The following is a 25,610-nucleotide window of genomic DNA, read 5'->3' on the forward strand; positions in this document are numbered from 1 at the left end:
GTCATGGCATCCCGAACCCGCGCCGGCCATCGCGACGAGCCCGAACTGCACCCGGTCAAGTTCTCCCGACTCACCCGCCGCGGCGTGCTGCTGGGCCTGTCGCTGTCGCAACTGCTCGTGCTCGCCGTCGCGGCCCTGTCGATCGTCGTCGCCCTCTACATGGGCGGCGGCATGCTGCTGGCCTACGCCGCCCCGATCTGCCTGCTCTGCGCCGTGCTGGCCTGGGTGCCGGCCGGCGGCCGGAAGCTCATCGAGTGGGTGCCGATCGCGCTGCGCTGGATCTGGCGCACCACCGGCGGGCAGCTCATGTTCCGCGCCCGGATCGTCAAGCCACGCCCGGCGGGCACCCTCGCGCTTCCCGGCGACGCCGCGGCGCTGCGCGAGTACCTCGACCCGGCCACCGACGCGGCGATGATCCACGACCCGCATGCCCAGACGCTGACGGCGGTGCTGACCGTCACGCATCCGGCGTTCGTGCTGCTGGACCCCAGCGAGCAGGAGCGCCGCGTCACCGGATGGGGCCGGGTGCTCGCGACCTGCTGCCGCTCGGGACGGCTCGCCCGCGTGCAGGTGCTGGAGCGGACGCTGCCGGACTCCGGCAGCGGTCTGGCCGAGTGGTGGGCCGAGCACGGCCGCGTCGACGGCTCATGGACCTCGAACACCTACGCCGAGCTCATCGACCGGGCCGGCCCCGCCGGGGAACGGCACGCCACGACCCTCTCGGTCGCGCTCGACCTGCGCACCTCGGCCCGCGCGATCCGCACCGCCGGCGGCGGGATGAAGGGCGCCGCCGCGGTGCTGCGACAGGAGATGACCACGCTGACGGCGGCGCTGCGCGCCGCCGACCTGACCCCCTCCGAGTGGGCCGCTCCCGGCGAGATCGCCGTGATACTGCGCTCGGCGTATGACCCCGCCGTCGCGGCGACCCTGGAACGACACCGCGACCTCGGCCGTGACCTCGCCACAGCCGGCCCCGTCGCGATCACCGAGAGCTGGCAGCACCTGCGCTCGGACTCCGCCTTCCACGCCGTGCTGTGGATCACCGAATGGCCCAGGTCGCTGGTGTATCCGGGGTTCCTCGCCCCGATCCTGCTGTCCTCGGGCGTGCGGCGCGCGTTCTCGCTGATCGCGACCCCGATCCGCTCCGACCAGGCCGCCCGCGACATCCGCAAAAAGAAGACCGAGTACATCAGCGACGCGCACCAGCGCCAGCGGATCGGTCAGATCGAGGATGCGCAGCAGTCCGCTGAGTTCGAGGACGTCCTCCAGCAGGAAGCGGACCTGACCAGCGGCCACGGCATCCTGCGCTACACGGGCCTGATTGCCGTATCCGCGCCGACGCTCGATGAGCTGGAGGCGGCCGTTTCCGCCCTCGAGCAGGCCGCGATCCAGGCGTCGTGCGAGACGCGCCGCCTGGTCGGGCAGCAGGCCGCGGCGTTCGCCGCTGCCGCGCTGCCGCTGTGCCGCACCGTCTGACCGGCCGTGCGCACCTGTCCTCCGACACGCCAACCCATCGTGAGGACAACGCCATGCCGACTCTGACCGACCCGCTCGCGGATGCCGCGGAGAGCGCCGCCGCGCTGCGCGGTCTCGCGCACGCCACGCGGGACATGCCCCCGACCAGCACTTACCCGGTGCTTGGCGAGCTGATCGCCGGCACCCGGTCGCTGCGGCAGGTGCTCGATCAGCTCACCCGCAGCCTCGTCGACGCGCACGAGCTCGCCCGCACCGACGACGGTGACCCGTTCCTCGGCCGGGTCTACGCGCTCGCCGCCGCGGACGCACTCAACCTCGCCGCAAACGCGCTCGACGAGGTGCAGGTGCGGCTCGACCTGGCCTCGCAGCACGCCTCCCGCATCGCCTGGCAGCCTGCCAGCCTTGACCCGGCCGGTCTCGCCGGCGACGCCCCGACCCATGCACCGGAGGAGGCGACCTCCCGGTGGGTGAGCGTCGTGTTCCTGCAAGGCGAGGAGGCCGATGAGGTGCTGACCCTCATCGACCGTGAGGGTCCCGACGCGGCCGTTGCGCACCTGGCGCGGTGGGACTACGGCCAGGAGACGACCGACGCGGCGCTGGTCAACGGCTACGTCTACGACGCCCCGCCCGTCGGTGCGCTGGACCGCACGGTCACCGTCGAGGGATACGCGCTGACGTACAACCCGACCCTCGGTCACGTCGGCCTGCTGCGCGCGCACGACGTCGCGCCCGACCCGGCGCTCGCCGAGCCCGCGCCCCTCACGCAGGCCGGCAGGGGGCGGCCCGCCGACCCGGAGTGGTTCGGTGCCGCTCCGCAAGCCGCACGGCTGGGTCAGGGCCTCGCGCTGTGAGCGGCCAGGACGACGACCGCCTGCACACCAGCGTGCTCGTCTCCCCGCAGAACGAGCGCCGCAAGCACCGCAAGGCGCGCCAGCGTGCCGCCGCGGAGTTGATCGCCGAGCAGCAACGCACCCGCAAGCTGCAAGCGCAGCAACGCTGGGAAACCGAGCGCGACGAACGCCGCCGCACCACCTACCTGCCACCCGCCGGGGAGGCCGGCCCGGCTGCGCTACGCACCCCCGGCCGGCTGCGGCTGCCGCGCCATCAGGACACCTCGGCGACGCTCGCCGGGGCGTATCCCTTCCTCGCCGAAGGCGGCCTCGGGTCCGCAGGCGTGTTCGTCGGCCAGGATCTCTACTCCGGCGGCAGCTTCGTCTACGACCCGTGGGTCTTGTACGCGCGCGGGGTCATCACCGCTCCGAACATCGTCGTGGCCGGCATCGTCGGCTCCGGCAAGTCCTCCCTGGTGAAGTCCCTGTACACGAGGTCGATCGCGTTCGGGCGCAGGGTCTACGTGCCCGGCGACCCCAAGGGAGAGCACACGGCGGTCGCCGAGGCCGTCGGCGGGAAAGCGATCGTGCTCGGGCACGGGCTGCGCAATCGGCTGAATCCGCTGGATGAGGGGCACCGGCCCTCGGACGTGTCCGACAGCGAATGGGCGACCCAGGTCGCTGCACGCCGCCGCGATCTGATCGGCGCGCTGACGGAAACCGTGCTGGATCGGCGGCTGACGCCCCTGGAGCACACCGCGATCGACCTCGCCCTGGCCGATGCGGTGCGCTCGGCCGAGATCCCGATCCTGCCGATGGTCGTCGACCGCATCCTCAACCCCGCCGCCGCCGACGACTCGGACGGGCGCCTCGCCGAGGACGGACGGCTCGCCGGGCACGCTCTGCGCCGGCTGGTCGCCGGCGACCTCGCTGGGTTGTTCGACGGCCCCTCCACGGTGACGTTCGACCCGTCCCTGCCGATGGTCAGCCTTGATCTGTCCCGCGTCGCGGAGAACAGCACCCTCATCAGCGTCCTGATGACCTGCTCGTCCGCGTGGATGGAAGCGGCGCTGCTGGACCCCAACGGCGGGCAGCGGTGGGTGATCTACGACGAGGCATGGCGGCTCATGTCCCATGCGCCGCTGCTGCGCCGCATGGACGCCCAATGGCGCCTCGCTCGGCACTACGGCATCGCGAACGCGCTCGTGTTCCACAAGCTCACCGACCTCGACAACGTGGGCGACAGCGGCTCGGCGATGCGCGCCCTGGCATCCTCGCTGCTCGCCAACGCGGAGACGCGGATCATCTACCGCCAGGAAAGCGACCAGCTCGGCATCACCGGCGAGATCCTTGGGCTGACCGGGACCGAGCAGAAACTCCTGCCGACGCTGGGCACCGGGCAAGGGCTGTGGCGGGTCAAGGATCACTCCTACGTCACGCAGCATCAGCTGCATCCGGCCGAGCTCGAACTGTTTAACACGGCTACCCGCATGACCGGGGGCGTGGCGTGAAGCCCCGCTACCGGCGCGGCGGTGACGCCGACCAGCCGGACGTCCCGGCACCGGCGCAGCCGATCATTCACGTCCCGCACGTCCGGGTCGCGGTCGCGCCCGACGGCGCGTTGTCCGTCACGGTCGATGGCGCGCCGTTCACCGCGCCGGAGGCGCTGCGTCCGCTGCGGCGCGACACCTTCGGGGCGCTCGCCGATCATCTCACCGCTGCCTTGGACAGCCCGATCCGCGTCGAAGTGCATGAGGCGGACGGCTCGACCTTCACCGACATCCTCACGCCACCGCGCCGCCGGAGCCGCTTCGCCCCTCCCGAGCCTGCCTTTCCCCAGCAGGCTTCGGCTCCGGCGGCTGCGGTCCCTGCTGTGTTGTTCGAGGTGAGCGCGGACGGGTTCGTGCCCGGCGAGGACGTCGCCCTGGCGGTCATCGTCGCCCATTCCGACGCCGGCCCGACCGGGCACGGTCGCGCGCTGCTGCAACACCATCTGCTCGAGCTGGCGCCGACTCGCGAGGTGCTGCTGCTGGGCCGGATCTCCGGAACCTTCTCGGTGCAGCATCCCGAGCGAGCCGGCCGGTGAGCACGACGACGGGCCGCGGCCCGGAAGACCTGCTCGCGAGCCTCGGCATCGGCTTGCTGATCGGCGCTGCGGGTCTAGCCGGCGTGCTGCGGGTCGCCGGGACGATCGCCGCGTTCCTGACCGGCGCGCCGCAGCCGGCCGGCGGCATCGAGGCCGGCCTCGGTGTGCTGCTGCGTCCCGGCGACCCCGGCGACCCGCTGGGAGTGCCGGGGCTGAACCCGGTCGTCTACTGGATCGCGACGGCGGTGCTGCTCGCCGTGATCGGCGTCGCCGGCTGGTGGGGCTGGTCGCTGCTGCGCCGGCACTCGACGGCGACGCGCCGCGACCCGCACCGCATCCAGGGCACCGCGACCGGCGCGGAGGTCGCCCAGGCAGCCTCCAGCCGGGCGTTGCTGCGCCGCGCCTCCACGCTGCGGCCGTCGACCTCTGACCCGAAGCCGGCTGACGTCGGCTACCTGCTGGGCCGATCGCACGGGCGCCAGGTGTGGGCGTCGGTGGAGGACAGCATCCTGCTCATCGGTCCGCCTCGCGCGGGCAAGGGCATGTTCGTCGCGATCAACGCCATCTTGGACGCCCCCGGCGCGGTCGTGACGACTTCGACCCGGCCCGACAACCTCACGGCCACACTGCGCGCGCGGCTGCGGTGCGGTCCCGTGGCGGTGTTCGACCCGCAGCACTTGGCCGAAGGCGTGCCGGCCGGGCTGCGCTGGTCGCCGGTGCGTGGCTGCGAAACTCCGCTGACTGCGATGATCCGCGCGACGGGCCTGGCAGCGGGAACCGGGTTGTCCTCGGGTGGGGTCGAGGGCGGCGGGTTCTGGGAGGGCAAGACCCGCACCGCGCTCCAGGCGCTCCTGCACGCGGCGGCGCTCGACGGGCGCGGGGCCGCCGAGCTGTTCCGGTGGACCCTGGACCCGACCGCCGCTGCGGAGGCCGTCGCGATCCTGACCGCACACCCGCAGGCGGCGACCGGGTGGGCCGAGTCGCTGGAGGCGATGATCCACGCCGACCCCCGGACCCGCGACTCGATCTGGCAGGGCGTGTCGCTGGCTCTGAGCTGCCTGGCCGACCCCCGCGTGCTGGAGGCGGTCACCCCGCGCCCCGGCGAGGACTTCGATCCCGCCGCGTTCCTCACCCAGCGCGGGACGCTGTACCTGCTGGCGACCTCTGCGGGGGCCGGCAGTTCCTCGGCGCTGGTCTCCGCGTTCGTGGAAGACCTTGTGGAGACCGCCAGGCACCTGGCCGCGACCTCACCGGGCGCACGCCTGGACCCGCCGCTGCTGCTCGCGCTGGACGAGATCGGGAACCTCGCGCCCCTGCCGAGCCTGCCCACGCTGATGGCTGAGGGCGGCGGCACCGGGATCACGACCATGCCCGTGCTCCAATCCCTCGCCCAGGCGCGGGAGAAGTGGGGCGAGAACGCCGCCGCCGCGATCTGGGACGCCTCCATCGTCAAGATCGTCCTCGGCGGCGCGTCCGGCTCACGCGACCTGCAAGACCTGTCGACCCTCATCGGGGAGCGGGACGAGACCACCCACTCGGACACGATCGGCGACCGCGGCTCACGCTCCTCGCAACGCTCCGTGCGCCGCGTGGCGGTGATGCCGCCCGAGACGATCCGCACCCTGCCCTTCGGCACGGGGATCACGCTGCTGCGCTCGGCCCCGCCGATCGTGACCGATCTGCGGGCATGGACGACCCGCGAAGACGCGGCGACGCTGAAGGCCGACCGTACCGAGGTCGAGGCGCTGCTAGGCCGCCCCGCCTGACTGGCAGCGGGCGCGCACCTGCCTGACGGGAACGGCCGCATCTGGCGGCTGTCACGACAGGCAAGGAGCACGACGTGAGCATCCAGACCCAGCAGTCGTTGACCGGGTTCATCGCCACCGAGCCGCAGCTGACCGAGACCTCGAAGGGGCAGGCCCGGTTCTACGCCAGGGTCGGCGTGCGGCATCAGCGCGGCGAGCCCGACGGCACCACCACGGACCTCGAGCCGACGTTCCACCACCTCGTCCTGTTCCGCGCCGCCGCCAAGCGCGCCCACGCCCTCCTGGCGAAGGACGACAGCTTCGTCGCCAGCGGGCGCGTCCACCCGTTCACCTACGAGCGCGACGGGAAGACGATCCGCGACGAGGAGTTCATTGCGACCGCCATCGGCCACGACAGCCTGCGCACCCGCTACAGCGTCGACCGCAGCCACCGCAACCAGCCCGCCCCGGAGGCAGACGCGGCCGAGCGCCCGACGCCGCGCCCGCGCCGCAGGCCGGCGCCGATCGCGGATGCGCCGCAGCGGCCGTCCGCCCAGTCCACCGCGGTCGCTCTCTGAACAGCGGCCTTCCCATGAGCAACCAGGACGACACCCCGCGCGAGCCCGCCGCGGGTGGTGGAGGCGAGCCGGAGCTGCTGCCGGAGCCGCCGCACCCGGTGAACTGGAACATCCTGACCGCCGACGAGGCCGAGACCGAGTGGCTGGAGCTCAACGCCTGGGTGAACTGGCTGCGCCGCACCTACGGTCTGCCGGCCGCGGTGGTCCCGCCGCTGTGGCACCGCCACTCCGAGCTCGTCTGGGAACTGTCGGCGCTGCACCTGCACTGGTTGGGCGCCTACGACCCGGAGCAGAACGGGTCGGCACCGCTGGGCTGGCACCGCGACTTCGCCGACGCCCGGCACCGGCTGCGCGATTGGGTCGCCGCGTCCGGCACCCGCCTGGACCGCGACCGACCGACCAGGCAGACGGTGTGGCCCGGCGAGGAACCCGCCGAGCCCGTCGAGGAGATCCCGATCACCGACCGGGACGCGGACTTCGTGCAGCACGTCCTCGATGACGTCGCCCGCCGCCGCGAGGCCGAGGACGAGTTCTACCGCAACCTCGACCCGGACACGGGCGAGATCCGCCCCTGACCCTGCGCGACCGACCACGAGATAGCCCATGCGCGACACGGAGGTGGCTTGATGGCTGCGCGCCGGAACCGCGACCCGCATCCCGGTCAGCTCGCGTTCGACCTGTGGGGACTGGACGAGCAGACCGCCGACGAGTCCCTGGCCGGTGCGCTCGCATCCGATACGCCAGAGGACACCGCCGGGGAGGAACAGGCCGATGAACAAGTACGCGGCAGCGGCCAGAGCACATTGGGAGAGGACGGCCCCGAGCCGGCTGAAGGCGCTGGAGAACCCGGAGGAGTTCTTCACGAACCTGGGCCTGGAAGTGCAGGCGCAAGTGTCGGACCTGACAGCAATACTGGCTGGGACGCGATCTTCGGAGCAGAATTACTTGCAGGAGATCGCCCGGCTAGTGACGGCCCGGCGGATCGCGGAGGAGGTCGTGATGGCACAACTGGTGTGGATCGGCGACCCGGAGCTGCCGCTGGAGCAGGCCCGCGAGGAGTGGGAGCAGACCCGGCCCTCGGACGAGAACCTCGTGACCTGGGCCGAACGGATGCAGGACTCCCCGGACTTGATGCCCTCGACGGTGGAGCTGGAGCAGATGGCGAACGACTGGGCGGTGCCGGTGGCCTTCCTCGAGGGCCTGGTAGCGACCGAGCCGCCGCTGGACTACCTACGGGAGAACCAGGCCGTGCTGCAGGAGGCGGCGACGATCCGTTTCCTACGCGAACTGAGCTAGCCGCCCCATCTCGGTTCGTCCCAGCATCGCAGGACGACCTGGCCCCTTCGGGGCCGAAGGCCCGTTTCCAGGCGAACACCGCGGCGATCCGGCTCGCCCGCACCCTCGCCGCCGAGGAACGACCCGCGACGGGCGAGGAGCAGCAGGTGCTCGCCCGCTGGTCGAGCTGGGGTGCGATCCCCGACGTGTTCGACGCTACGAAGGACGGCTGGGATGCCGAGCGCGCCGAGCTGCGCGGCCTGCTCGACGAGACCGACTGGGACGCCGCGGCCCGCACGACGATCAACGCCCACTACACCGACCCGCTGATCGTCCGGCAGATGTGGCGCGCCATGAGCGCGCTCGGCTTCACGGGCGGAAGCGTGCTGGAGCCGGGTTCGGGAGCGGGGACGTTCATCGGGCTCGCGCCGGGCTCGGCGCAGATGACCGGCGTCGAGCTGGACCCGGTGACGGCGGCGATCAGCCAGGGCCTCTACCCGCACGCGACGATCCGCGCCGAGTCGTTCGCCGACACCCGCCTGCCCGAAGGGCACTTCGACGCTGCGATCGGCAACGTGCCGTTCGCCGGCGTCGTCCTGCACGATCCGGTCCACAACGGCACCAAGCAGACGATGCACAACCACTTCATCCTGAAGTCGCTGCGGCTGACCCGGCCCGGCGGGCTCGTCGCGGTGCTGACCTCGCATTACACGATGGACGCACAGAATCCCGGCGCACGCCGGGAGATGAACGCCCTGGCGGATCTCGTCGGGGCGATCCGCCTGCCCACCGGCGCGCACCGCCGCGCGGCTGGCACTGAGGTGCTCACCGATCTGCTCATCTTCCGCCGCCGCGAGGACGGTCGGCCACCGGCCGACGACCTGTGGGAGACTGTCACGCCGGTCAGCATCGACGGGCGGTTGGTGAAGATCAACGCCTACTTCGACCATCGGCCCGAGCGGATGCTCGGCGCCGTCGGCGTGCAGCAGGGCATGTACGGCGCGGATACGCTCACCGTCACCGGGAACCTCGCCGAGCTGGAGAGCACACTGGCGCTCGCCGTGGACGAGATCGTGTTCGCCGGGCGCCGGCTCGGGCTGATGATGAGCGAACGCACCGCGGCGCAGCAGTCCCGCCGTGCCGCGTTCACCCCGTCCGCGCCGACCGTATGGGACGGCAGCATCGTGCCCGTCGACGGCGGCGAGTTCGCGACCGTCGCCTCCGGGGCGCTGGAACCACTCGCCGTACCCAAATCGGCGGCGACCGAACTGCGCGCTCTGCTCGGGCTGCGCGACCGGGCCACGACCCTGCTGACCCTGGAGTCGGCGACGGTGGACGACACAATCGAGGTCATCGAGGCGCGGGCGGCGCTGCGGCGCGACTACCAGAAGTACCTGGGCAAGTACGGCCCCCTCAACCGCTACACACTGCGGCCGACCGGGCGGCAGAACCCCGCCGGTGAGGACACCTACGCGCGGATCGTGCCGACCCCGATCCGGCTGCTGCGTTCCGACCCGTTCGGGCCACTGGTGATCGCCCTGGAGCAGTTCGACGACACCGAGCAGACGGCCACGCCGGCGGCGATCATGACCCGCCGTGTCGTCGCCCCGCGCCCGGAGGTGCAGGGCGTGGAGACGCCCGCCGACGCGATCGCGGTGAGCCTGGACCGCACCGGCGGCATCGACCTGACCCTCATCGCCGACCTGCTGGGCATGCCCGAGCACGAGGCACGCTCGGCGCTGGCCGGGATGGTGTTCACCGATCCCGTTGGCGGCGAACTCGTCCACGCCCCCGCCTATCTGTCCGGCGACGTGCGGGGAAAGCTGGAGTCCGCCAAGGCGCGCGCCGCCGATGAGCCCGCGTTCCAGGCGAACGTCGACGCGCTGGCCGCCGTGCTGCCGCCCGCGCTCGGCGTCGAGGACATCACCGCCCGCCTGGGCGCGGTGTGGATCAGCGAACGCATCCACGAGGACTTCCTCAACGCGATCCTGAAGACCTCCGACGTGCGGGTGGAGAACGCGCTGCCGGGCATGTGGGAGGTCCGCGGCGGGCGGGTGGGCGTGCTGTCCACGAGCGAGTGGGGCACCGAGCGGCGCCCCGCGCCCGACATCGCCCAAGCCGTCATGGAACAGAAGACCTTGCTCGTCTATGACGAGGTGGAAGACGTCGGCGGGAAGATCCGCCGCGTCCTGAACCCGATCGAGACGACGGCCGCGCAGGAGAAGGCCGACCTGATCCAAGAGCGGTTCGGCGAGTGGGTATGGGAAGACCCGGCCCGCGCCGCGGCGCTGGTCGAAGAGTACAACCGGCGCTTCAACTCCATCGTCCTCCGTGACTACAGCGATGCGGGCGACTACCTCTCGCTGCCCGGCATGGCGGCAAGCTTCGAGCCGCGCCCGCACCAGCGGGCCGCGGTCGCCCGCATGATCGCCGAGCCCTCGGCCGGTCTGTTCCATGAGGTCGGTGCCGGCAAGACGGCCGAGATGGTGATGGGCGCGATGGAGATGCGCCGCATGGGCCTGATCGCCAAGCCCGTCGTCGTCGTGCCGAATCACATGCTTGAGCAGGTCGGCCGGGAGTGGTTGCAGATCTACCCGCAGGCCCGCATCCTCGCCGTCTCCAGCGGTGACCTGACTGCGGACAAGCGCCGCACCTTCGTCGCCCGCGCCGCAGCGAACGAGTGGGATGCCGTGATCTTGACGCAGGGCGCGTTCGCGAAGATCCCGCTGCGCACCGAGACCCAGCAGGCATACATCCGCTCGCAGGTCGATGACGTCAAGGAAGTGCTCGACCAGGCCGAGGGCGAGGACCGGATGAGCGTTAAGCGCATCCAGCGCAAGCTCCTGGCCCTGGAGAACAAGCTCAAAGAACGCACCGACACCTCCCGCGACGTCGGCGTCTGCTTCGAGGACACCGGCATCGACTACGTGATCGTCGACGAGATGCACATGTACAAGAACCTCGCCACAGAGTCCAACATCCGCGACGCCTCGATCGAGGGCTCCGACCGGGCGACCGACCTGCACATGAAGCTTGAGTACCTGCGCTCACAGGGCCGGGAGCGAGTCGTCACCGGCGCGACCGCGACCCCGATCTCCAACTCGATCACCGAGGCATACGTCATGCAGCGTTACCTGCGCCCAGACCTACTCGACGCGGCCGGAATCGGTGCGTTTGACGCTTGGGCGGCGACGTTCGGGCAGACCGTCACGCAGATGGAGATGGCCCCGACCGGAAACAACACGTTCCGCATGAAGACCCGCTTCGCGAAGTTTTCGAACGTGCCGGAGATGCTCAAGATGTGGTCGATCTTCGCCGACGTGAAGACCGCCGAAGACCTGCAACTGCCGACCCCGGACCTCGTTGCCCGCGACGACGGGCAGCGGGTGCCGGCGACCGTGCCGGTACAGCCGACCGTGGAGCTCGAACGGTTCATCGAGCACCTGGGGGCGCGGGCGGAGAAGATCGCCGCGAAGGCGGTTCCGCCCACCGAGGACAACATGCTCAACGTGTCCACCGATGGGCGGAAGGCCGCGCTGGACATTCGCATGATCGTCCCGAACCGGCCCTCCGGCCCGACGAAGATCGACGCGGCCGCGGACGCGATCCACCGGGTATGGGAGCGCACGCGCGACAACGAGTACCTCGACGTCATCACCGGGCAGCCCTCGCCGGTACGCGGGGCGTTGCAGCTGGTGTTCTCCGACATCGGGACGCCGAACCCCGATCGCTGGAACGCCTACGACGAGTTGCACGCCCAGCTCGTGATGCGCGGGATGCCGGGCGAGGCGATCCGGTTCATGCACGAGGCCAAGACCGACACGGACAAGGCGCGGCTGTTTGCCGCCGCGCGCGCCGGGCACATCGCCGTGCTGCTCGGCTCCACGGAGAAGATGGGCGTCGGCACCAACGTCCAGGCCCGCGCCGTCGCGCTTTACCACCTGGACTGCCCGTGGCGTCCCTCGGACATCGCCCAGCGCGAGGGCCGGATCATGCGGCAGGGCAACCAGAACGCGGAGGTCGCCATCGTCCGGTTCGTGACGGAGCGCTCCTTCGACTCCTACATGTGGCAGGGCGTCGAGCGGAAGGCGACGTTCATCGCCCAGCTCATGCGTGGCCGGCTCGACACCCGCGAGATCGAGGAGATCGACTCCTCGGCTCTGTCCGCCGCGGAAGCGAAGGCGATCAGCTCCGGCAACCCCCTGCTGCTGGAGCACTCCACGATCCAGAACGAGGTTACTAGGCTCCGTCGGCTGGAACGTGCCTATCACCGTAACGAGTCGATGCTGATCCACAGCCGTGACCGCGCCCGCGGCGACGCACGCCGCGCCGGGAACGATATCGAGCATCTGGAGGCGGCGCTGCCCCGCATCCGAGAGACCTCCGGCGAGAACTTCCGTATCGAGCTGCGCGGCACGCACTACGACTCGCGGGTCGATGCCGCGCACGCGCTCGCCCGGTGGGCGCACGACTCGGACCTGAAGTGGGCGCCGAAGTACGCGACCCGCGACTACGGCGTCATCGGGCGCATCAGCGGATTCGACGTCCACCTGAGCACGCTGCCGATGCTCGGCGATCTGCTCATGGAGGTCACGCTCGACGGCGTGCCCCGCAGCGGCTTCACGATCTCCCGCGACATCTTCCTCGAGGGTGGTGTCGGCGTGATTCAGCGCATCGAGAACCGCGTCTCGGGCATCCCCACCCTGCTCGGGCACGCCCGCGATGACCTCGCCGTCGCCGAGCAGACCATCGCCGAGACCGAGGAACGCATTGGTCAACCGTTCCGGTACGTGCGCGCCCTGGCCGAGTCGGAGGCGGACCTGGCCCGTGTCGAGGCGCAGCTCGCCGCGATGCAGGACGGCGGCGACCTGCCGCCTGCCGTCGAGGAGGCCCGGATCACTGTGGAGTCCGTCCGAGCGCACCGTCCCGCGCTCGGTGTGCGAGCCGACCCCGACCGCACTGTGGCCGACCTCGCCGTCGCCGAGCGTTCGACGGCGCCGCTGCGCGAAGGACCGCAGTTCGGCCTCTGAGGTCGAGTCTCAGAACAGGGTCGGCGCGTCAGGGCCAGCGGCGGGGGGACGTGTCCCGAACGAAGACGACGGCGCCAGCCGCCGCGCCGCGGGCGCCTGCTCGGCCTGGGGCATGAGGCGGATCGCCAGGATGGCCTTGACGTCGCTCCACAGGTCCGGGCGGTCCAGGTGCGCGTCCTTCTGGCAGTCGCTGGCCAGGTCGCTCAGGAACCGCTCACGGCGGGCAGGCGTCGACATCTGCTCGTCGTAGAAGCCGTGAATGTCGTAGTGCGCGATGAACCCGAAGTAGCCGTGCGTGGAGAGCCCCAGACACAGCGGGCGCGTGAACCGTTCACGGGGGAAGTCGTCGGCGATGAAGCGCAGCAGGGAGTTCACGAACCGCGCCTTGCGCTCCGGCGTGCCCGAGTCCCAGCCCGAGTCGACGAACTGCTCCGGCCGATATCGAGGGGTCGCCATGATGCTGCTCCGCTTCTTCGCCGCGGGCAGGCGCCCGCACCACGAAGGTGCGCGCCGCCGTGGGGTCGGGGCGATGCGCGTACCTGTGCATCATGGGCAGCACAAGCGCAGAGCACGCCACCCGCGGCGATCTCGCGAAGGACGCGCTCCCGCCCAACTTCGATGTGTTGGCCTGGACGCGAGAGGCATGCGAGGCGTCAGGGGTGCCGTTCGCCGTCGAAGACCCGGTGGCGCTGGGCCGGCTTCGCGCGCTCATGGAGCATCCGGCCTGACCCAGCATCCTCCCGTCATGCCTTGAAGGTGAGCTGCACCCGCTCGGGCCGGAAGCGCGAACCACCGTTCGCGTAGGGCTGCACGACGAGGCTGTCGATCAGCGCGGTCAGGATCGCGCGCTTCTGCGGCACAGTCCACTCGTGCTCCCAAGCGTGCCGCAGAGCCGCCTCATCGCCGATAGGGAGCCCTTTGAGGGCCGACCCGCGGTTTACCCTGCCGAGGGCCAGTTCCGCGTCGTGAACGGCGCTCTGGGCGGCGACGCGACCGGCGTGGTACTCGCTGCGAGTCAGCATGCCCGCCCCGTAGTCGCGGGCGAGATCTTCCATCCGCTCGCGCGCGGCCATGATCCGTCCCATCGCTTCCGCGACTGCCCCGCCTGTCTCGGGAGTGTCGGCCGGAAGGGTGGTCACGGCCAGGCGTGCGATCACGGCTTCTCTGACAACAGCCTCGAGGCCGGATGCACTGACCGACAGACCGCCTCTCTCGGGATGTCCTGGTACTGGCATGCAGCGGTAGTAGTTCCGCTTCGCATCGGATGGCCCGTGCTTGGCCTTGCCCGCGACGAGCCCGGAGCCGCACTTGCCGCACGTCGCGATCGCCGACAGCAGATTGATCGAAGATGCTCCAACCCGGCGGTCGGGGTTGGAAAGCATGGCCCTGATGCGGGTTGTCTCTTCCGGCGTGATGATCGCCGGCCAGTTTCCCGGTCCGAGGATCTCTCGCCCGTTCGGGCCATCACCGCGCCGTCGCGTCGGCTCGTACGCTCGCTGCCCGCTGATCCGGGCGGAGACCAAGATGGACTTCACGGTGGTCGCGTGCCAGACGCCGAGCGTCTTCCCGGTCTTCGCCTGCGGTGCGGGGAACCCGGACTCATCGTTCAGCCACGCGGTGATCGAGCGCAGGGACTGGCCGGCGAGGAACCTGTCCGCCATCTCACGGACGACGGCGGCCTGCTCGGGGATGAGGACGCCGCCGGTGCCGTATCCGAACTTTGCTGCGCCGTGCCAGTCGCCACGTTCGGCCTTCTGCCGGTTCGCGCGGCGAATGCGGTCAGCCTTGTGTCCGGACTCGTAGGCCGCCATCGCGACGAGCTGTCGGGCCATCAGCCGACCCTCGTGGGTGTTCAAGTCGAACGCACCGCCCATGACCGCCTCAATGCGGATCGGATGCGTCTCCACGAGGTCGATCAAGTCCTCGAGCTCACGGGGTCGCCGGTAGAGGCGATCGACGTGCCACACGACGACCCGCGAAGGACCGAGCTTGATCCGGGCGAGCATTCGCGCGAAGTCCGGTCGCTTCTTGTCGAGGTAGGCGGACGTGTCGTTGTCCATGAAAACGTCGGGTTCGGCAACGTCCAGGCCCAGCCGGGCGCACAGCGAGAGGCAGTCGTCTCGCTGTCGCTCGACCCCGGCCTCCTCCCCGGTGCGGTCCTCGCTGATCCTCAGATAGACCAGCACCTGCTCCGTGATCGTCCCGGTGCTGCTCGTCGTTGCCCTAGAGAGCATGACGACCGCCCCGATCGGAGCCCTGCCTCAAGGACACATCGAAGGGGCATCGCGCCAGTGCGCGAAGCACCTCCTTCGAGGACCGATCGACTGCCAGGCGGGTTGCCTGCAGCGCGGCTGCGACGACTAGGTTGTTCTCGCGGCAGTACCGCTCGATGGCTCGTCGCTGTGCTGTTGCATCCCCGCCAACGGCCCGCGCGCGGGCCACCCGCACGTACGCCACGACGTTCTTCTTGCGTTCGACATCCATGCCGATCACCTCCACTGACTAGGTGCGTCAGATGCACCAAGTGGAGAAGACGACGCTGCTGTCGGCGCTGCTCTCGCGCGTCCCCGCCGCGGAGCGCATCCTCACGATCGAGGAGGTCTCCGAGCTCCGACCTCGGCACCCCCATCACGTCGCCCTCGAAGCGCGTCAGTCGAATCTCGAGGGCGCGGGCGGCATCGCGCTGGAACGCCTGGTGCGCGAAGCACTGCGGATGCGACCGGATCGTCTCGTGCTGGGGGAGTGCCGCGGTGCCGAGATCCGGGAGCTCCTCCTCGCGCTCAACACCGGGCACGACGGCGGGGCGGGAACACTGCACGCCCGGGGGATCGCCGAAGTCCCGGCCCGGCTCGAAGCTCTGGGCGCGCTTGCGGGGATGGATGCCGCTTCTCTCGCGCGTCAGGCGGTCAGCGCACTGCACGCGATCGTGCACGTCGAGCGTCGGGGCGGGCGGCGGCAGGTCGTCGGAATCGGTCGCCCAACGCTGAACGGTGATTGTTTGAGCGTCCGAGAGGTTCGCTGCACATGAAGCCATCGACGCGGGGCGGCGCCGACACGTCGGTGATCGAGATGGCGATGAGACTCAGCGTTCTTCTGTCGGCGGGGGTGACGGTACCGGCCGCCTGGCGACATCTCGCTCGCGACGGAGACGCGGTGCTCGTCGAAGCGGCACGGGCCGCCGAGAGCGGGGGAGACGTCGCCGCGGCGCTCCGTCTCGGCGGTGGGGCGTGGAACGACATCGCGAGGGCCTGGGCCGTGGCGGTCGCTGTCGGCGCACCCCTCGCGGACACCCTGCGTTCCGCCGTCGCCGCGCTCCGCGACGCACACGAGGTCCACGACGACGTCGTCGTCGCGCTCTCCGAACCCGTGGCCACCGCGCGGCTCCTGACCTGGCTCCCGCTTCTCGGCCTCCCGCTCGGCATCGCCCTCGGACTCGACCCGCTGCGGGTGGTCACAGAGCCGCTCGGCACCGGCGCCGTGATCGCGGGCCTTCTGCTCATCGGGGTGTCTCATGTCTGGACACGGCGCCTCGCCCGCCGCGCGGAACCCGGTACCGATCTCGCAGGGTGGGAGGCTGAGCTCGTCGCCGTGGCACTCTCGTCGGGGGCGTCCGTCGACCGGGCTCAGGCGCTGGTCGCGGCCGAACGCGGAGCGACCCCCTCGGCCGACGTTCCGGTGGGCATCACCGAGGCCCTCGACCTCTCCGTCCGAACCGGGGCGCCCGCGGTCGAACTGCTCCGCGGCGAGGCGTGGCTCGCGCGCCAGCGTGCCCGCGCGCAGGGGAGGGAGACCGCGGCACGGCTGTCGACGCGACTCCTCCTCCCACTCGGCATCTGCACGCTGCCGGCGTTCCTCCTGCTCGGCGTCGTCCCGGCCGTCCTCGGCGTCGTCCGCTCCACCGTCCTGCCCCTCTGAACCGTCCACCCATGAAAAGGGAGTCCCATGTCCGTTCGAACGTCTCGCCCCGCACCCTGCTTTCCCGTCCTGCCGCCGCTCACGTCGCGGCGAGCCGGACGGCTCTTCCTCGACGATCGCGGCGCCGCCACGGCCGAGTACGCGATCGCCACGATGGCGGCGGTCGCCTTCGCGGGGCTGCTCGTGATCATCATGAGGTCCGACGAGGTGCGCGGCATCCTCACCGACCTCGTCCGGCGTGCCCTGACGGTGCAATGAGATCCGTGGGCCTCGACGACCGCGGAGCCGTGACGGCGGAGTTCGCCGTCGCGCTCCCCGCCGTCGTGCTCGTGTTGGCGCTCGGCCTCGGCGCCCTGTCCGCGGGCGCGGCGGCGGTACGCCTGCAGCACGCCGCCGCCGAGTCGGCGCGGTTGTTCGGGCGCGGAGACGACGCCGGTGCCCGCGCCGTCGTCGCGGGCGTGGGCGCGACCGTCGACGTCCGTCGCGCGGATGCGCTGGTGTGCGTCGACGTGGCTGCGCCCGCCCCGGTGCCCTTGCCCGTCGGCCCCCTCTCGGCGCGGTCGTGTGCACTCGACGGGGGCGGGTGATGGCCGGCAGCGTGTCGACGGTCGGCGTCGTCGCGGCCGTCGCGATCGCGGCGCTCGGCCTGGCCGTCGTGGCGGGTGCCGTCGTGCAGTCGGAACGCCTCGCCGGAATCGCGGATGCCGCGGCCCTCGCCGCCGCCGACACCGTCAGCGGCGCGGTCGCCGGGGTGCCGTGCGAGGCGGCCACGGCGGTCGCGGACGCGGGCGGCGCGAACCTGAGCGAATGCGATGTCGACGGCCTCGTCGCCACGGTCACCGTCGGCAGCGCGTACGGTGGGATTCCGTTCGCTGCACGCTCCCGCGCGGGACCACCCGATGTCTCGACGGCGCACGACCTCCCGGAACCCGGACAGGGAGGCGTGTGTATGGTGTGCAACGAAGAAAGGACCCCAGTGGCAAACGGCAAGAAGCTCGTCATCGTCGAGTCCCCGACGAAGATGAAGTCGATCCAGGGATACCTCGGCGACGGATACGAAGTGCTCAGCTCGGTCGGGCACATCCGCGACCTCGCCTCCAAGAAGGAGATCCCGGCCGATAAGAAGGCGGCGTACGGCAAGTACTCCATCGACGTCGAGAACGACTTCGACCCCTACTACGTCGTCAACGACCGCAAGACCAAGACGGTCGCCGAGCTCAAGCGCGCCCTGAAGTCCGCCGACGAAGTCCTCCTCGCAACCGATGGTGACCGCGAAGGCGAAGCCATCGCGTGGCACCTCCGCGAGGTCCTGAAGCCCAAGGTCCCGGTCCGCCGCATGGTGTTCCACGAGATCACCAAGGACGCCATCCAGGACGCCGTCCACCACACCCGCGACCTCGACGAGTCGCTCGTCGACGCGCAGGAGACCCGCCGCGTCCTCGACCGCCTCTACGGCTGGGACGTCTCGCCCGTCCTGTGGCGCAAGGTCGGCTCCGGCCGCGAAGGCACCGCGCTCAGCGCCGGCCGCGTGCAGTCCGCCGCCACTCGCATGGTCGTCGAGCGCGAACGCGAACGCATGGCCTTCGTCTCGGCCACCTACTGGGACGTCGAGGCGCTGGCATCCAAGTCGGGCTCGTCGTTCACGACGCGCCTGAACCGCCTCGACGGCGCGCCGCTCGCCCGCGGTGGCGACTACGACGACAACGGAAAGCTGAAGAAGGCCGTCGTCGTCCTCGACGAGGCGCAGGCCCGCGCGCTCGCCGCCGACATCATCGCCGCGGCCAAGGCCACCGTTGCCAAGGTCGAGGCCAAGCCCGGAACCCGCAGCCCCCGCGCACCCTTCACCACCTCCACGCTCCAGCAGGAGGCCGGACGCAAGCTCTCGATGAGCGCCAAGCACGCCATGGGCGTCGCACAGCGTCTCTACGAGAAGGGCTTCATCACCTATATGCGTACCGACTCCACCGCGCTCTCGACGCAGGCCGTCACGGCCGCGCGCGAGCAGGCGGTGGCGCTGTACGGCGACAAGGCCGTGCCGGCCAACCCGCGCGTCTACAAGAGCAAGTCCAAGAACGCGCAGGAGGCGCACGAGGCCATCCGTCCATCGGGCGAGCACTTCCGCACGCCCGCGTCGCTCGCCTCGTCGCTCGACCGCGACGAGCAGAAGCTCTACGACCTGATCTGGAAGCGCACCGTCGCCAGCCAGATGTCGGATGCCAAGTACGAAACGACCACGGTGACCCTCGCCGTCCAGGCGGGGGAGAAGCAGGCCGAGTTCACCGCCTCGGGCACCGTGTACACCTTCAAGGGCTTCCTCGAGGCGTACGAAGAGGGCAACGACGAGAAGCGCAACGACGAGGACGCCGACCAGTCGCTCCCCGCCGTCGCCGTCGGCGACGAGCTCGCGATCAGCGACGTCGAGCCCAAGGGCCACAGCACCTCGCCGAAGCCGCGCTACACCGAAGCCAGCCTCGTCAAGGCGCTCGAAGAGAAGGGCATCGGTCGCCCCTCGACCTTCGCCAGCATCATCGGCGTGATCCTCGATCGCGGCTACGTCACCAAGCGCGGCCAGGCCCTCGTGCCCAGCTGGCTCGCCTTCAGCGTCGTGCGCCTGCTCGAACAGCACTTCGCCGACCTCGTCGACTACGACTTCACCGCCGCTCTCGAAGACGACCTGGATGCGATCGCCCGTGGCGAACAGCGCCGCACCGAATGGCTCAAGGCCTTCTACTTCGGCTCCGACAAGCAGGTGGGCCTCCGCCACATCGTCGAGAACCTCGGCGAGATCGACGCGCGCGAGCTCAACTCCACGCGCATCACCGACACGGCCACCCTCCGCTTCGGCAAGTACGGCCCCTACCTCGAGGTCGTCGAGCCCGGTGCTCCCGAGGACGCCAAGCCGCGCATCGTCAACATCCCCGAAGACCTCGCGCCCGACGAGCTCACGCCCGAGAAGGCCCAGGAGCTCATCGATGCGCCGATCGCCGGCGACCGCGTCCTGGGCGAGAACCCCGAGAACGGCAAGCTCATCGTCGTCAAGGACGGCCGCTTCGGTCCCTACGTGCAAGAGGTCGAGGCCGAGGAGCCCGAAGAGGTCGACCAGGCCACGGGCGAGGTCGTCGAAGCGCCGAAGAAGCGCGGCGCCAAGAAGGAGGCCGCGCCCAAGCCCCGCACGGCATCGCTCTTCCGCTCGATGTCGGTCGACACCATCGACCTCGACACCGCGCTGCAGTTGCTGTCGCTGCCCCGCGTCGTCGGAGCCGACCCCGCGACCGGTGAGGAGATCACCGCGCAGAACGGCCGCTTCGGTCCGTACCTGAAGAAGGGCGCCGACTCGCGGTCGCTCGACTCCGAGACCCAGATCTTCGACATCACCCTCGAAGACGCCCTCGCCAAGTACGCCGAGCCGAAGTACGGCGCCCGGCGCGCATCGAGCGCGCTCAAGGAGTTCGACGCCGACCCCGTCAGCGGCAAGCCGATCAAGCTCAAGGACGGTCGCTTCGGTCCGTACGTCACCGACGGCGAGACCAACGCCACGGTGCCGCGCGGCGAAGACGCCATGGCCATCACCTTCGAGCGTGCCGTCGAACTCATCGCCGACAAGCGCGCGAAGGGCCCCGCCCCCAAGCGCGCCGCGGCGAAGAAGACGACGACCACGCGCAAGGCCCCGGCGAAGAAGTCGTGACCGCCGACGCCCCTCGGCCGCCGCACGCCCCCCGCGCGACGACGGCCGGGGGCCCCGGCCTCTTCCTCACCCTCGAGGGAGGCGACGGCGCCGGCAAGACCACCCAGGCCGCGCTGCTCGAAGAATGGCTCCGCGCCCAGGGCCGCGAGGTCGTGCGCACACGCGAACCCGGCGGCACCGACGTCGGCGTCCGCATCCGCGACATCGTCCTGCACCACCGCGGTCACATCGCGCCGCGCGCCGAAGCCCTGCTCTACGCCGCCGACCGCGCCCACCACATCGAAACCGTCGTGCAGCCCGCGATCGCCCGCGGCGACGTCGTCATCCAGGACCGCTACCTCGACTCCTCCGTCGCCTACCAGGGCGCCGGCCGCGTCCTCGATGCCGACGACGTCCGCGAACTGTCGCTGTGGGCCACCGGCGGACTCCTGCCCGACCTCACGGTCCTGCTCGACCTCGACCCGGCCTCCGCACGGGCGCGCCTCGACGCCGACGACAAACCGTTCGACCGCCTCGAAGCCGAGAAGGCCGAGTTCCACGAACGCGTGCGCGCCGCCTTCCTCACCCTCGCCGCCGCCGAACCCGAACGCTTCCTCGTCCTGGACGCCACCGAACCCGCCGCCGTCCTCGCCGACCGCGTGCGCGAAGCCGTGGCATCCCGACTCTCCTGACCGCACCCAGGGCCGTCCGGCGCGCCGCCGCGGCGCCGCGTCCCCTCCGCCCGCCGCGCGGGATTCGCGGGGGAGCGGACGGCCTCGGCGGCGGAATCACCCTGCCGACCCCCAGCCGATCGACGGCGGCGATGTCGGCGGCCGCGGTTAGGGTGGAACCCATGCCGGCCGCCGTGGAGTCCCCCTCGCAGACCGCCGTCGCGCCCTTCCCGTGGGACGCGGTCTGGGGTCAGGACGACGCGGTCGAGACGCTCCGCTCCGCCGCCGCCGATCCCGCGGCGCTGGCCCACGCGTGGCTGATCACCGGCCCTCCCGGCTCCGGGCGCTCCACCCTCGCCTACGCCTTCGCCGCCGCGCTCATCGCCGACCCCGGCGACGAGGCCGCCCAACGGCAGGTGCTCGCCCGCACCCACCCCGACCTCACGGCGTTGCGCACCGAGCAGGTCGTCATCCGCATCGACGAAGCGCGCCGCCTCGTCGAGCGCGCGTCGTTCGCCCCCTCGCTCGGACGCCACCGCGTCATCGTCGTCGAAGACGCCGACCGCATGGCCGAACGCACCTCGAACGTCCTGCTGAAAGCCCTCGAAGAGCCGCCCGAGCAGACCGTGTGGGTGCTGTGCGCCCCGAGCGACGCCGACCTCCTGCCCACGATCCGCTCGCGCGTGCGCGTGCTGCGTCTGCGCGAACCGTCGGTCGCCGACGTGGCCTCGCTCATCGTCGAACGCACCGGGGTCCCCGCCGACGTCGCGGAAGAATCCGCCCGTCACGCCCAGCGTCACATCGGCATGGCCCAGCGCCTCGCCACCGACGACGACGCCCGCGCCCGCCGCGCCGAGACGTTGTCGGCGGTGCTCGCCGTCCGCGGCATCAGCGACGCGGTCGAGGTCGCGGGGCAGATCGTGCGGCTCGCGACGGACGACGCCAAGGCCCTCACCGCCACCCGCGACGACGAAGAGCGTCGCAGCCTGCTCCGCACTCTCGGCGTCGCCGAGGGCGCCGCGGTCCCGCCGAGCGTCCGCGGGCAGCTCAACGCGCTCGAAGACGACCAGAAGCGTCGGGCCACCCGGAGCCTGCGCGACGGCATCGACCGCGTCCTCACCGATCTCCAGTCGCTCTTCCGCGACGTCGTCATGCTGCAGTACGGGCGCGACGCCGATCTCGTCAACGCCGAAAGGATCGACGACCTGCGCTCCCTCGCCGCCGAATGGACCCCCGCGCGCACCCTGGGCGTCCTCGACCGCATCACCGACACCCGCCGCAACCTCGAGCAGAACGCCGCCCCGCTCCTCGCGCTCGAGAGCCTGCTCATCACCGTCGCGAACGGGTCCGCCCCGTGAGCCTCCGCCGCCGTCTCGTCACGGCCGTCGCCGGCGTCGCGGCCCTCGCCGTGGCGCTCTCTGGATGCCTCTACGCCCAGATCCCCCCGCTCCCGCCCGGCGGCGGCGCCTCGCTCGCGCCGCAGACCGACGGGGTGTCCGCGGAACTGCTCCCGTACTACGGCCAGACCCTCGACTGGCAGGAATGCGGCACCGGGCTGGACTGCACGACGGTGACGGTGCCCCGCGACTACAGCGACCCGAGCGTGGGCGACCTGCAGCTCGCCGTCGTCCGCCACCGCGCGACGTCCGGCGCCCCCATCGGGTCGCTCCTGACCAACCCGGGCGGCCCCGGGGCGGCCGGAGTCTCGTTGATGAAGCAGGCCCTGTCGATCCTCGTCGACGACAAGCTCACCGAGGCCTACGACGTCATCGGCTTCGACCCGCGCGGAGTCGGGGAGTCCACCGCGGTCACCTGCTACGACCCGCCGCAGCTCGACGCCTACCTCTACGACATCCCGCCCGGAGCCCGCGGCAGCGACGAACGGCGGGCCGCCCTCGACCAGCGCGCCGCCGACTTCGCGAAGGCCTGCCAGGACCGCAGCGACGGCATCCTGCCGTACATCACCACCGACAACTCCGCGCGCGACATGGACGTGCTCCGCGCGGTGCTCGGCGACTCGAAGCTCAACTACCTCGGCTACTCCTACGGCACCTTCCTCGGCGCGACCTACGCGGGGCTCTTCCCCGAGCGCGTCGGACGCATGGTGCTCGACGGCGGCATCGACCCCAGCGTCTCGGGTTCCGACACGTCGCTGCGGCAGGCCGTCGGCTTCGAGCAGTCGCTCCGCACCTTCATGGCCGACTGCCTCACGACGAGCGAATGCCCCTTCGCCGGCAGCGTCGACGACGCGATGTCCGACCTCTCCACGCTCCTCGCCCGCGTCGATGCGCGCCCCCTCACCGCGGCCGACGGGCGCAAGCTCGGCGGCGACTCGCTCATGACGGCCATCACCGCGGCGCTCTACAGCGAAGAGAGCTGGCCGTACCTGCGCTCGGCGCTGACCGACGTGAGCAACGGGCGCGCCGACGTCGCCTTCCAGCTCGCCGACTTCTACAACGGCCGCGTGGGCGACCAGTACGACGGCAACACGATGGAGGCGTTCGTCGCCTACAACTGCATGGACTACCCCGACGAGGGCACGGATGCCGCCCTCGCGGCACTGCAGGAGCAGCTCGACGCCCAGGCTCCCGTCGTCGCCCCGTACTGGGCCGGCGGCGGCGGCGACCCGTGCGCCACGTGGCCCGCACCGCCCACCGGCGTCCGCGAACCGATCACCGCACCCGGCTCCCCGCCCATCGTCGTCGTGGGGACGACGGGCGACCCCGCCACCCCGTACGACGGGGCGCAGAGCCTCGCGTCGCAACTAGCGCAGGGCGTCCTCATCACCAACGTCGGCGAGGGGCACCTCGGCTACAACAAGGGCAATGCGTGCGTCACCGACGCGGTCGACGCGTACCTCGTCGACGGCACGGTGCCCGAGAACGGTCTCCGCTGCGGCTGAGACGGCGATCGGCCCCCGGCGGAACGTAGGCTTGTCGTCGTCCCCGCCCGAAGGAGCACCATGACCACGCCCGACCTGGCCACCTACATCGACCACACGCTGCTCAAGCCCGAAGCGACCCGCGCCGACGTCGAGCGCACCATCGCCGACGCCGCCGAACTCGGCACCTACAGCGTGTGCCTCTCGCCGTCGTTCCTCCCCGTCGAGGTGCCCGCGGGGCTGAAGGTCGCCGTCGTCTGCGGGTTCCCCAGCGGCAAGCACCACGCCGAGGTCAAGGCCGCCGAGGCGGCGCTGTCGGTCGCCCAGGGCGCCGACGAGATCGACATGGTCATCGACATCGGCGCCGCCATCGAGGGGAGCTACGAGATCGTCGAGGCCGAGATCCGCGCGGTCCGCGCCGCCGTCCCCGCCCCGACCGTCCTCAAGGTCATCATCGAGTCGGCCGCGCTGTCCGACGACGCGATCGTCGCCGTCTGCGAGGCCGCGGTGGCCGCGGGCGCCGACTTCGTCAAGACCTCCACCGGCTTCCACCCCGCCGGCGGCGCGAGCGTCCACGCCGTCGCGCTCATGAAGCGGACCGTGGGCGACCGCGCCGAGGTGAAGGCATCCGGAGGCATCCGCACCCGCGCGGCAGCCGAAGACATGATCGCCGCCGGCGCGACCCGCCTGGGTCTGTCGTCGAGCCGTGACATCCTCGCCGACCGCTCGGCTACCGCCGACTATTGAGCCGGCCCCGATTCGTCGGGCGAGCCGCTGAGCATGTAAGATCGATGATCGTGCACGCGTCAGCGGCGCGCGCCGCCTTAGCTCAGACGGCAGAGCGATTCACTCGTAATGAATAGGTCAAGGGTTCGATTCCCTTAGGCGGCTCCAGCACAACCGAAAGGCCCGGGTTTCCCACCCGGGCCTTTCGCGTTCCCGCCCCGAACCGCGCCGCGGGGCGGGCGCCGACGGCCCGATAGGCTGAAGCTCCACCGTCGCGCCTCGGCGCGGAGATCATCGCCCCGCCCGCAGGAGCCCCCGTGTCGAACGTCGTCGATGTCGTCATCGAGCTCTTCACCTGGGTGGGTCTCGGAGCCGGAATTCTCCTCGCGGTGGCGGCGCTGATCCTGTACGTCGCCGACGGCACCTGGCTGCCGGTGCGCGCCGTCGTCGAGGACGTCGACGACCACCGCGTCGTCCGCTGGTTCGACGAGCACGGGGGAGTCAACGAAGCCCCGCTCTCCCCGCACGACGACGCCCGGATCGGCGACGCCGACATGGCCGATGTCTTCGCCCGCCGCGGGTCGGTGCACCGCATGCGGCTGACGCGCTCGTCGCCCCTCGTCCGCTTCGTCGCCCTGCTCGCCGCGGGGGTCCTCGGGCTCGGTGCGGTGGCGTCCGCCCTCTCGATCGTTCTGCTGTTCCTGCGCGGCTGACGAGCACGGCGGTCGCGGCC

General features: G+C 71.2%; 21 protein-coding genes, 1 tRNA gene and 1 pseudogene. 21 read left to right on the forward strand and 2 right to left on the reverse strand.

The window, feature by feature from the left end; all coding sequences use genetic code 11:
- Window positions 1–3 precede the first annotated feature (3 nt).
- The 9 genes from QM517_RS00320 (at window position 4) to QM517_RS00360 (ending at window position 13,020) form a co-directional block, all read left to right on the forward strand.
- Window positions 4–1,476 (forward strand): SCO6880 family protein, encoded by a 1,473-nt coding sequence (locus QM517_RS00320; protein WP_283284330.1) that lies wholly within the window; start codon window positions 4–6, stop codon window positions 1,474–1,476.
- A gap of 53 nt (window positions 1,477–1,529) precedes the next feature.
- Window positions 1,530–2,327, forward strand: a complete 798-nt coding sequence (locus QM517_RS00325; RefSeq protein ID WP_259976620.1) for a hypothetical protein — start codon at window positions 1,530–1,532, stop codon at window positions 2,325–2,327.
- Window positions 2,324–3,817, forward strand: a complete 1,494-nt coding sequence (locus QM517_RS00330) for an ATP-binding protein (RefSeq protein ID WP_259976621.1) — start codon at window positions 2,324–2,326, stop codon at window positions 3,815–3,817. The genes QM517_RS00325 and QM517_RS00330 overlap by 4 nt, the downstream gene beginning before the upstream one ends.
- Window positions 3,814–4,392: a hypothetical protein gene (locus QM517_RS00335; RefSeq protein ID WP_259976622.1), complete on the forward strand. Its 579-nt coding sequence runs from the start codon at window positions 3,814–3,816 to the stop codon at window positions 4,390–4,392. The genes QM517_RS00330 and QM517_RS00335 overlap by 4 nt, the downstream gene beginning before the upstream one ends.
- Window positions 4,389–6,158, forward strand: coding sequence for a type IV secretory system conjugative DNA transfer family protein (locus QM517_RS00340; protein WP_259976623.1), 1,770 nt, complete (start codon window positions 4,389–4,391; stop codon window positions 6,156–6,158). The genes QM517_RS00335 and QM517_RS00340 overlap by 4 nt, the downstream gene beginning before the upstream one ends.
- Window positions 6,159–6,232: 74 nt before the next feature.
- On the forward strand, window positions 6,233–6,715 hold the full coding sequence (locus QM517_RS00345; RefSeq protein ID WP_259976624.1) for a single-stranded DNA-binding protein: 483 nt from the start codon (window positions 6,233–6,235) through the stop codon (window positions 6,713–6,715).
- A 14-nt stretch (window positions 6,716–6,729) separates the two neighbouring features.
- Window positions 6,730–7,290, forward strand: coding sequence for a hypothetical protein (locus QM517_RS00350; RefSeq protein WP_259976625.1), 561 nt, complete (start codon window positions 6,730–6,732; stop codon window positions 7,288–7,290).
- 196 nt (window positions 7,291–7,486) lie between these two features.
- The gene (locus tag QM517_RS00355) at window positions 7,487–8,011 is read left to right on the forward strand and encodes a hypothetical protein (RefSeq protein WP_259976626.1); all 525 of its coding nucleotides are present in this window, start codon (window positions 7,487–7,489) and stop codon (window positions 8,009–8,011) included.
- Between the two features lie 146 nt (window positions 8,012–8,157).
- Entirely contained in the window at window positions 8,158–13,020 is a 4,863-nt protein-coding gene (locus QM517_RS00360; RefSeq protein ID WP_259976627.1) for a helicase-related protein, read from the forward strand.
- 9 nt (window positions 13,021–13,029) lie between these two features.
- Here the strand turns inward: QM517_RS00360 and QM517_RS00365 are convergent, their stop codons facing one another.
- Window positions 13,030–13,476: a hypothetical protein gene (locus QM517_RS00365; RefSeq protein ID WP_283284333.1), complete on the reverse strand. Its 447-nt coding sequence runs from the start codon at window positions 13,474–13,476 to the stop codon at window positions 13,030–13,032.
- Window positions 13,477–13,568: 92 nt separating this feature from the next.
- Here QM517_RS00365 and QM517_RS00370 point away from each other — a divergent pair, with 92 nt between their 5' ends.
- A complete protein-coding gene (locus tag QM517_RS00370) occupies window positions 13,569–13,748 on the forward strand; it encodes a hypothetical protein (RefSeq protein ID WP_259976629.1) in 180 nt (59 codons plus the stop codon).
- A 15-nt stretch (window positions 13,749–13,763) separates the two neighbouring features.
- On the opposite strand, the gene QM517_RS00375 is transcribed toward QM517_RS00370, so the two are convergent.
- A complete protein-coding gene (locus tag QM517_RS00375; protein WP_206474112.1) occupies window positions 13,764–15,254 on the reverse strand; it encodes a recombinase family protein in 1,491 nt (496 codons plus the stop codon).
- A 296-nt stretch (window positions 15,255–15,550) separates the two neighbouring features.
- Between QM517_RS00375 and QM517_RS00380 the strand changes: the two are divergent.
- The 11 genes and pseudogenes from QM517_RS00380 to QM517_RS00430 all read left to right on the forward strand — a co-directional run.
- Window positions 15,551–16,048: pseudogene (locus QM517_RS00380) on the forward strand (ATPase, T2SS/T4P/T4SS family); the annotation flags it as partial.
- Window positions 16,045–16,935, forward strand: coding sequence for a type II secretion system F family protein (locus QM517_RS00385; protein WP_283284336.1), 891 nt, complete (start codon window positions 16,045–16,047; stop codon window positions 16,933–16,935). The pseudogene QM517_RS00380 and the gene QM517_RS00385, both read left to right, overlap by 4 nt.
- A 27-nt stretch (window positions 16,936–16,962) precedes the next feature.
- Window positions 16,963–17,193, forward strand: coding sequence for a DUF4244 domain-containing protein (locus QM517_RS00390; protein ID WP_283284338.1), 231 nt, complete (start codon window positions 16,963–16,965; stop codon window positions 17,191–17,193).
- Between the two features lie 5 nt (window positions 17,194–17,198).
- Complete coding sequence (locus QM517_RS00395; protein WP_283284340.1) at window positions 17,199–17,522, forward strand: TadE family type IV pilus minor pilin; 324 nt, start codon at window positions 17,199–17,201, stop codon at window positions 17,520–17,522.
- Window positions 17,522–20,620, forward strand: coding sequence for a type I DNA topoisomerase (gene topA / locus QM517_RS00400; RefSeq protein ID WP_283284342.1), 3,099 nt, complete (start codon window positions 17,522–17,524; stop codon window positions 20,618–20,620). Before QM517_RS00395 ends, topA begins: the two co-directional genes overlap by 1 nt.
- Window positions 20,617–21,291, forward strand: coding sequence for a dTMP kinase (gene tmk, locus QM517_RS00405; protein WP_283284344.1), 675 nt, complete (start codon window positions 20,617–20,619; stop codon window positions 21,289–21,291). Before topA ends, tmk begins: the two co-directional genes overlap by 4 nt.
- A 161-nt stretch (window positions 21,292–21,452) precedes the next feature.
- Window positions 21,453–22,628 carry a DNA polymerase III subunit delta' gene (locus tag QM517_RS00410; RefSeq protein ID WP_283284346.1) on the forward strand — a complete coding sequence of 392 codons (1,176 nt, stop codon included), beginning with the start codon at window positions 21,453–21,455 and terminating at the stop codon, window positions 22,626–22,628.
- A complete protein-coding gene (locus QM517_RS00415) occupies window positions 22,625–24,172 on the forward strand; it encodes an alpha/beta hydrolase (RefSeq protein ID WP_283284348.1) in 1,548 nt (515 codons plus the stop codon). Before QM517_RS00410 ends, QM517_RS00415 begins: the two co-directional genes overlap by 4 nt.
- Before the next feature lie 60 nt (window positions 24,173–24,232).
- Complete coding sequence (deoC, locus tag QM517_RS00420; protein WP_283284350.1) at window positions 24,233–24,898, forward strand: deoxyribose-phosphate aldolase; 666 nt, start codon at window positions 24,233–24,235, stop codon at window positions 24,896–24,898.
- 71 nt (window positions 24,899–24,969) lie between these two features.
- A tRNA-Thr gene (locus tag QM517_RS00425) sits at window positions 24,970–25,045 on the forward strand.
- 149 nt (window positions 25,046–25,194) lie between these two features.
- The gene (locus QM517_RS00430; RefSeq protein ID WP_283284352.1) at window positions 25,195–25,590 is read left to right on the forward strand and encodes a hypothetical protein; all 396 of its coding nucleotides are present in this window, start codon (window positions 25,195–25,197) and stop codon (window positions 25,588–25,590) included.
- The last annotated feature ends 20 nt before the right edge of the window (window positions 25,591–25,610 follow it).

The sequence above is a fragment of the Microbacterium sp. IEGM 1404 genome (genome assembly GCF_030056775.1).
Lineage (GTDB): Bacteria > Actinomycetota > Actinomycetes > Actinomycetales > Microbacteriaceae > Microbacterium.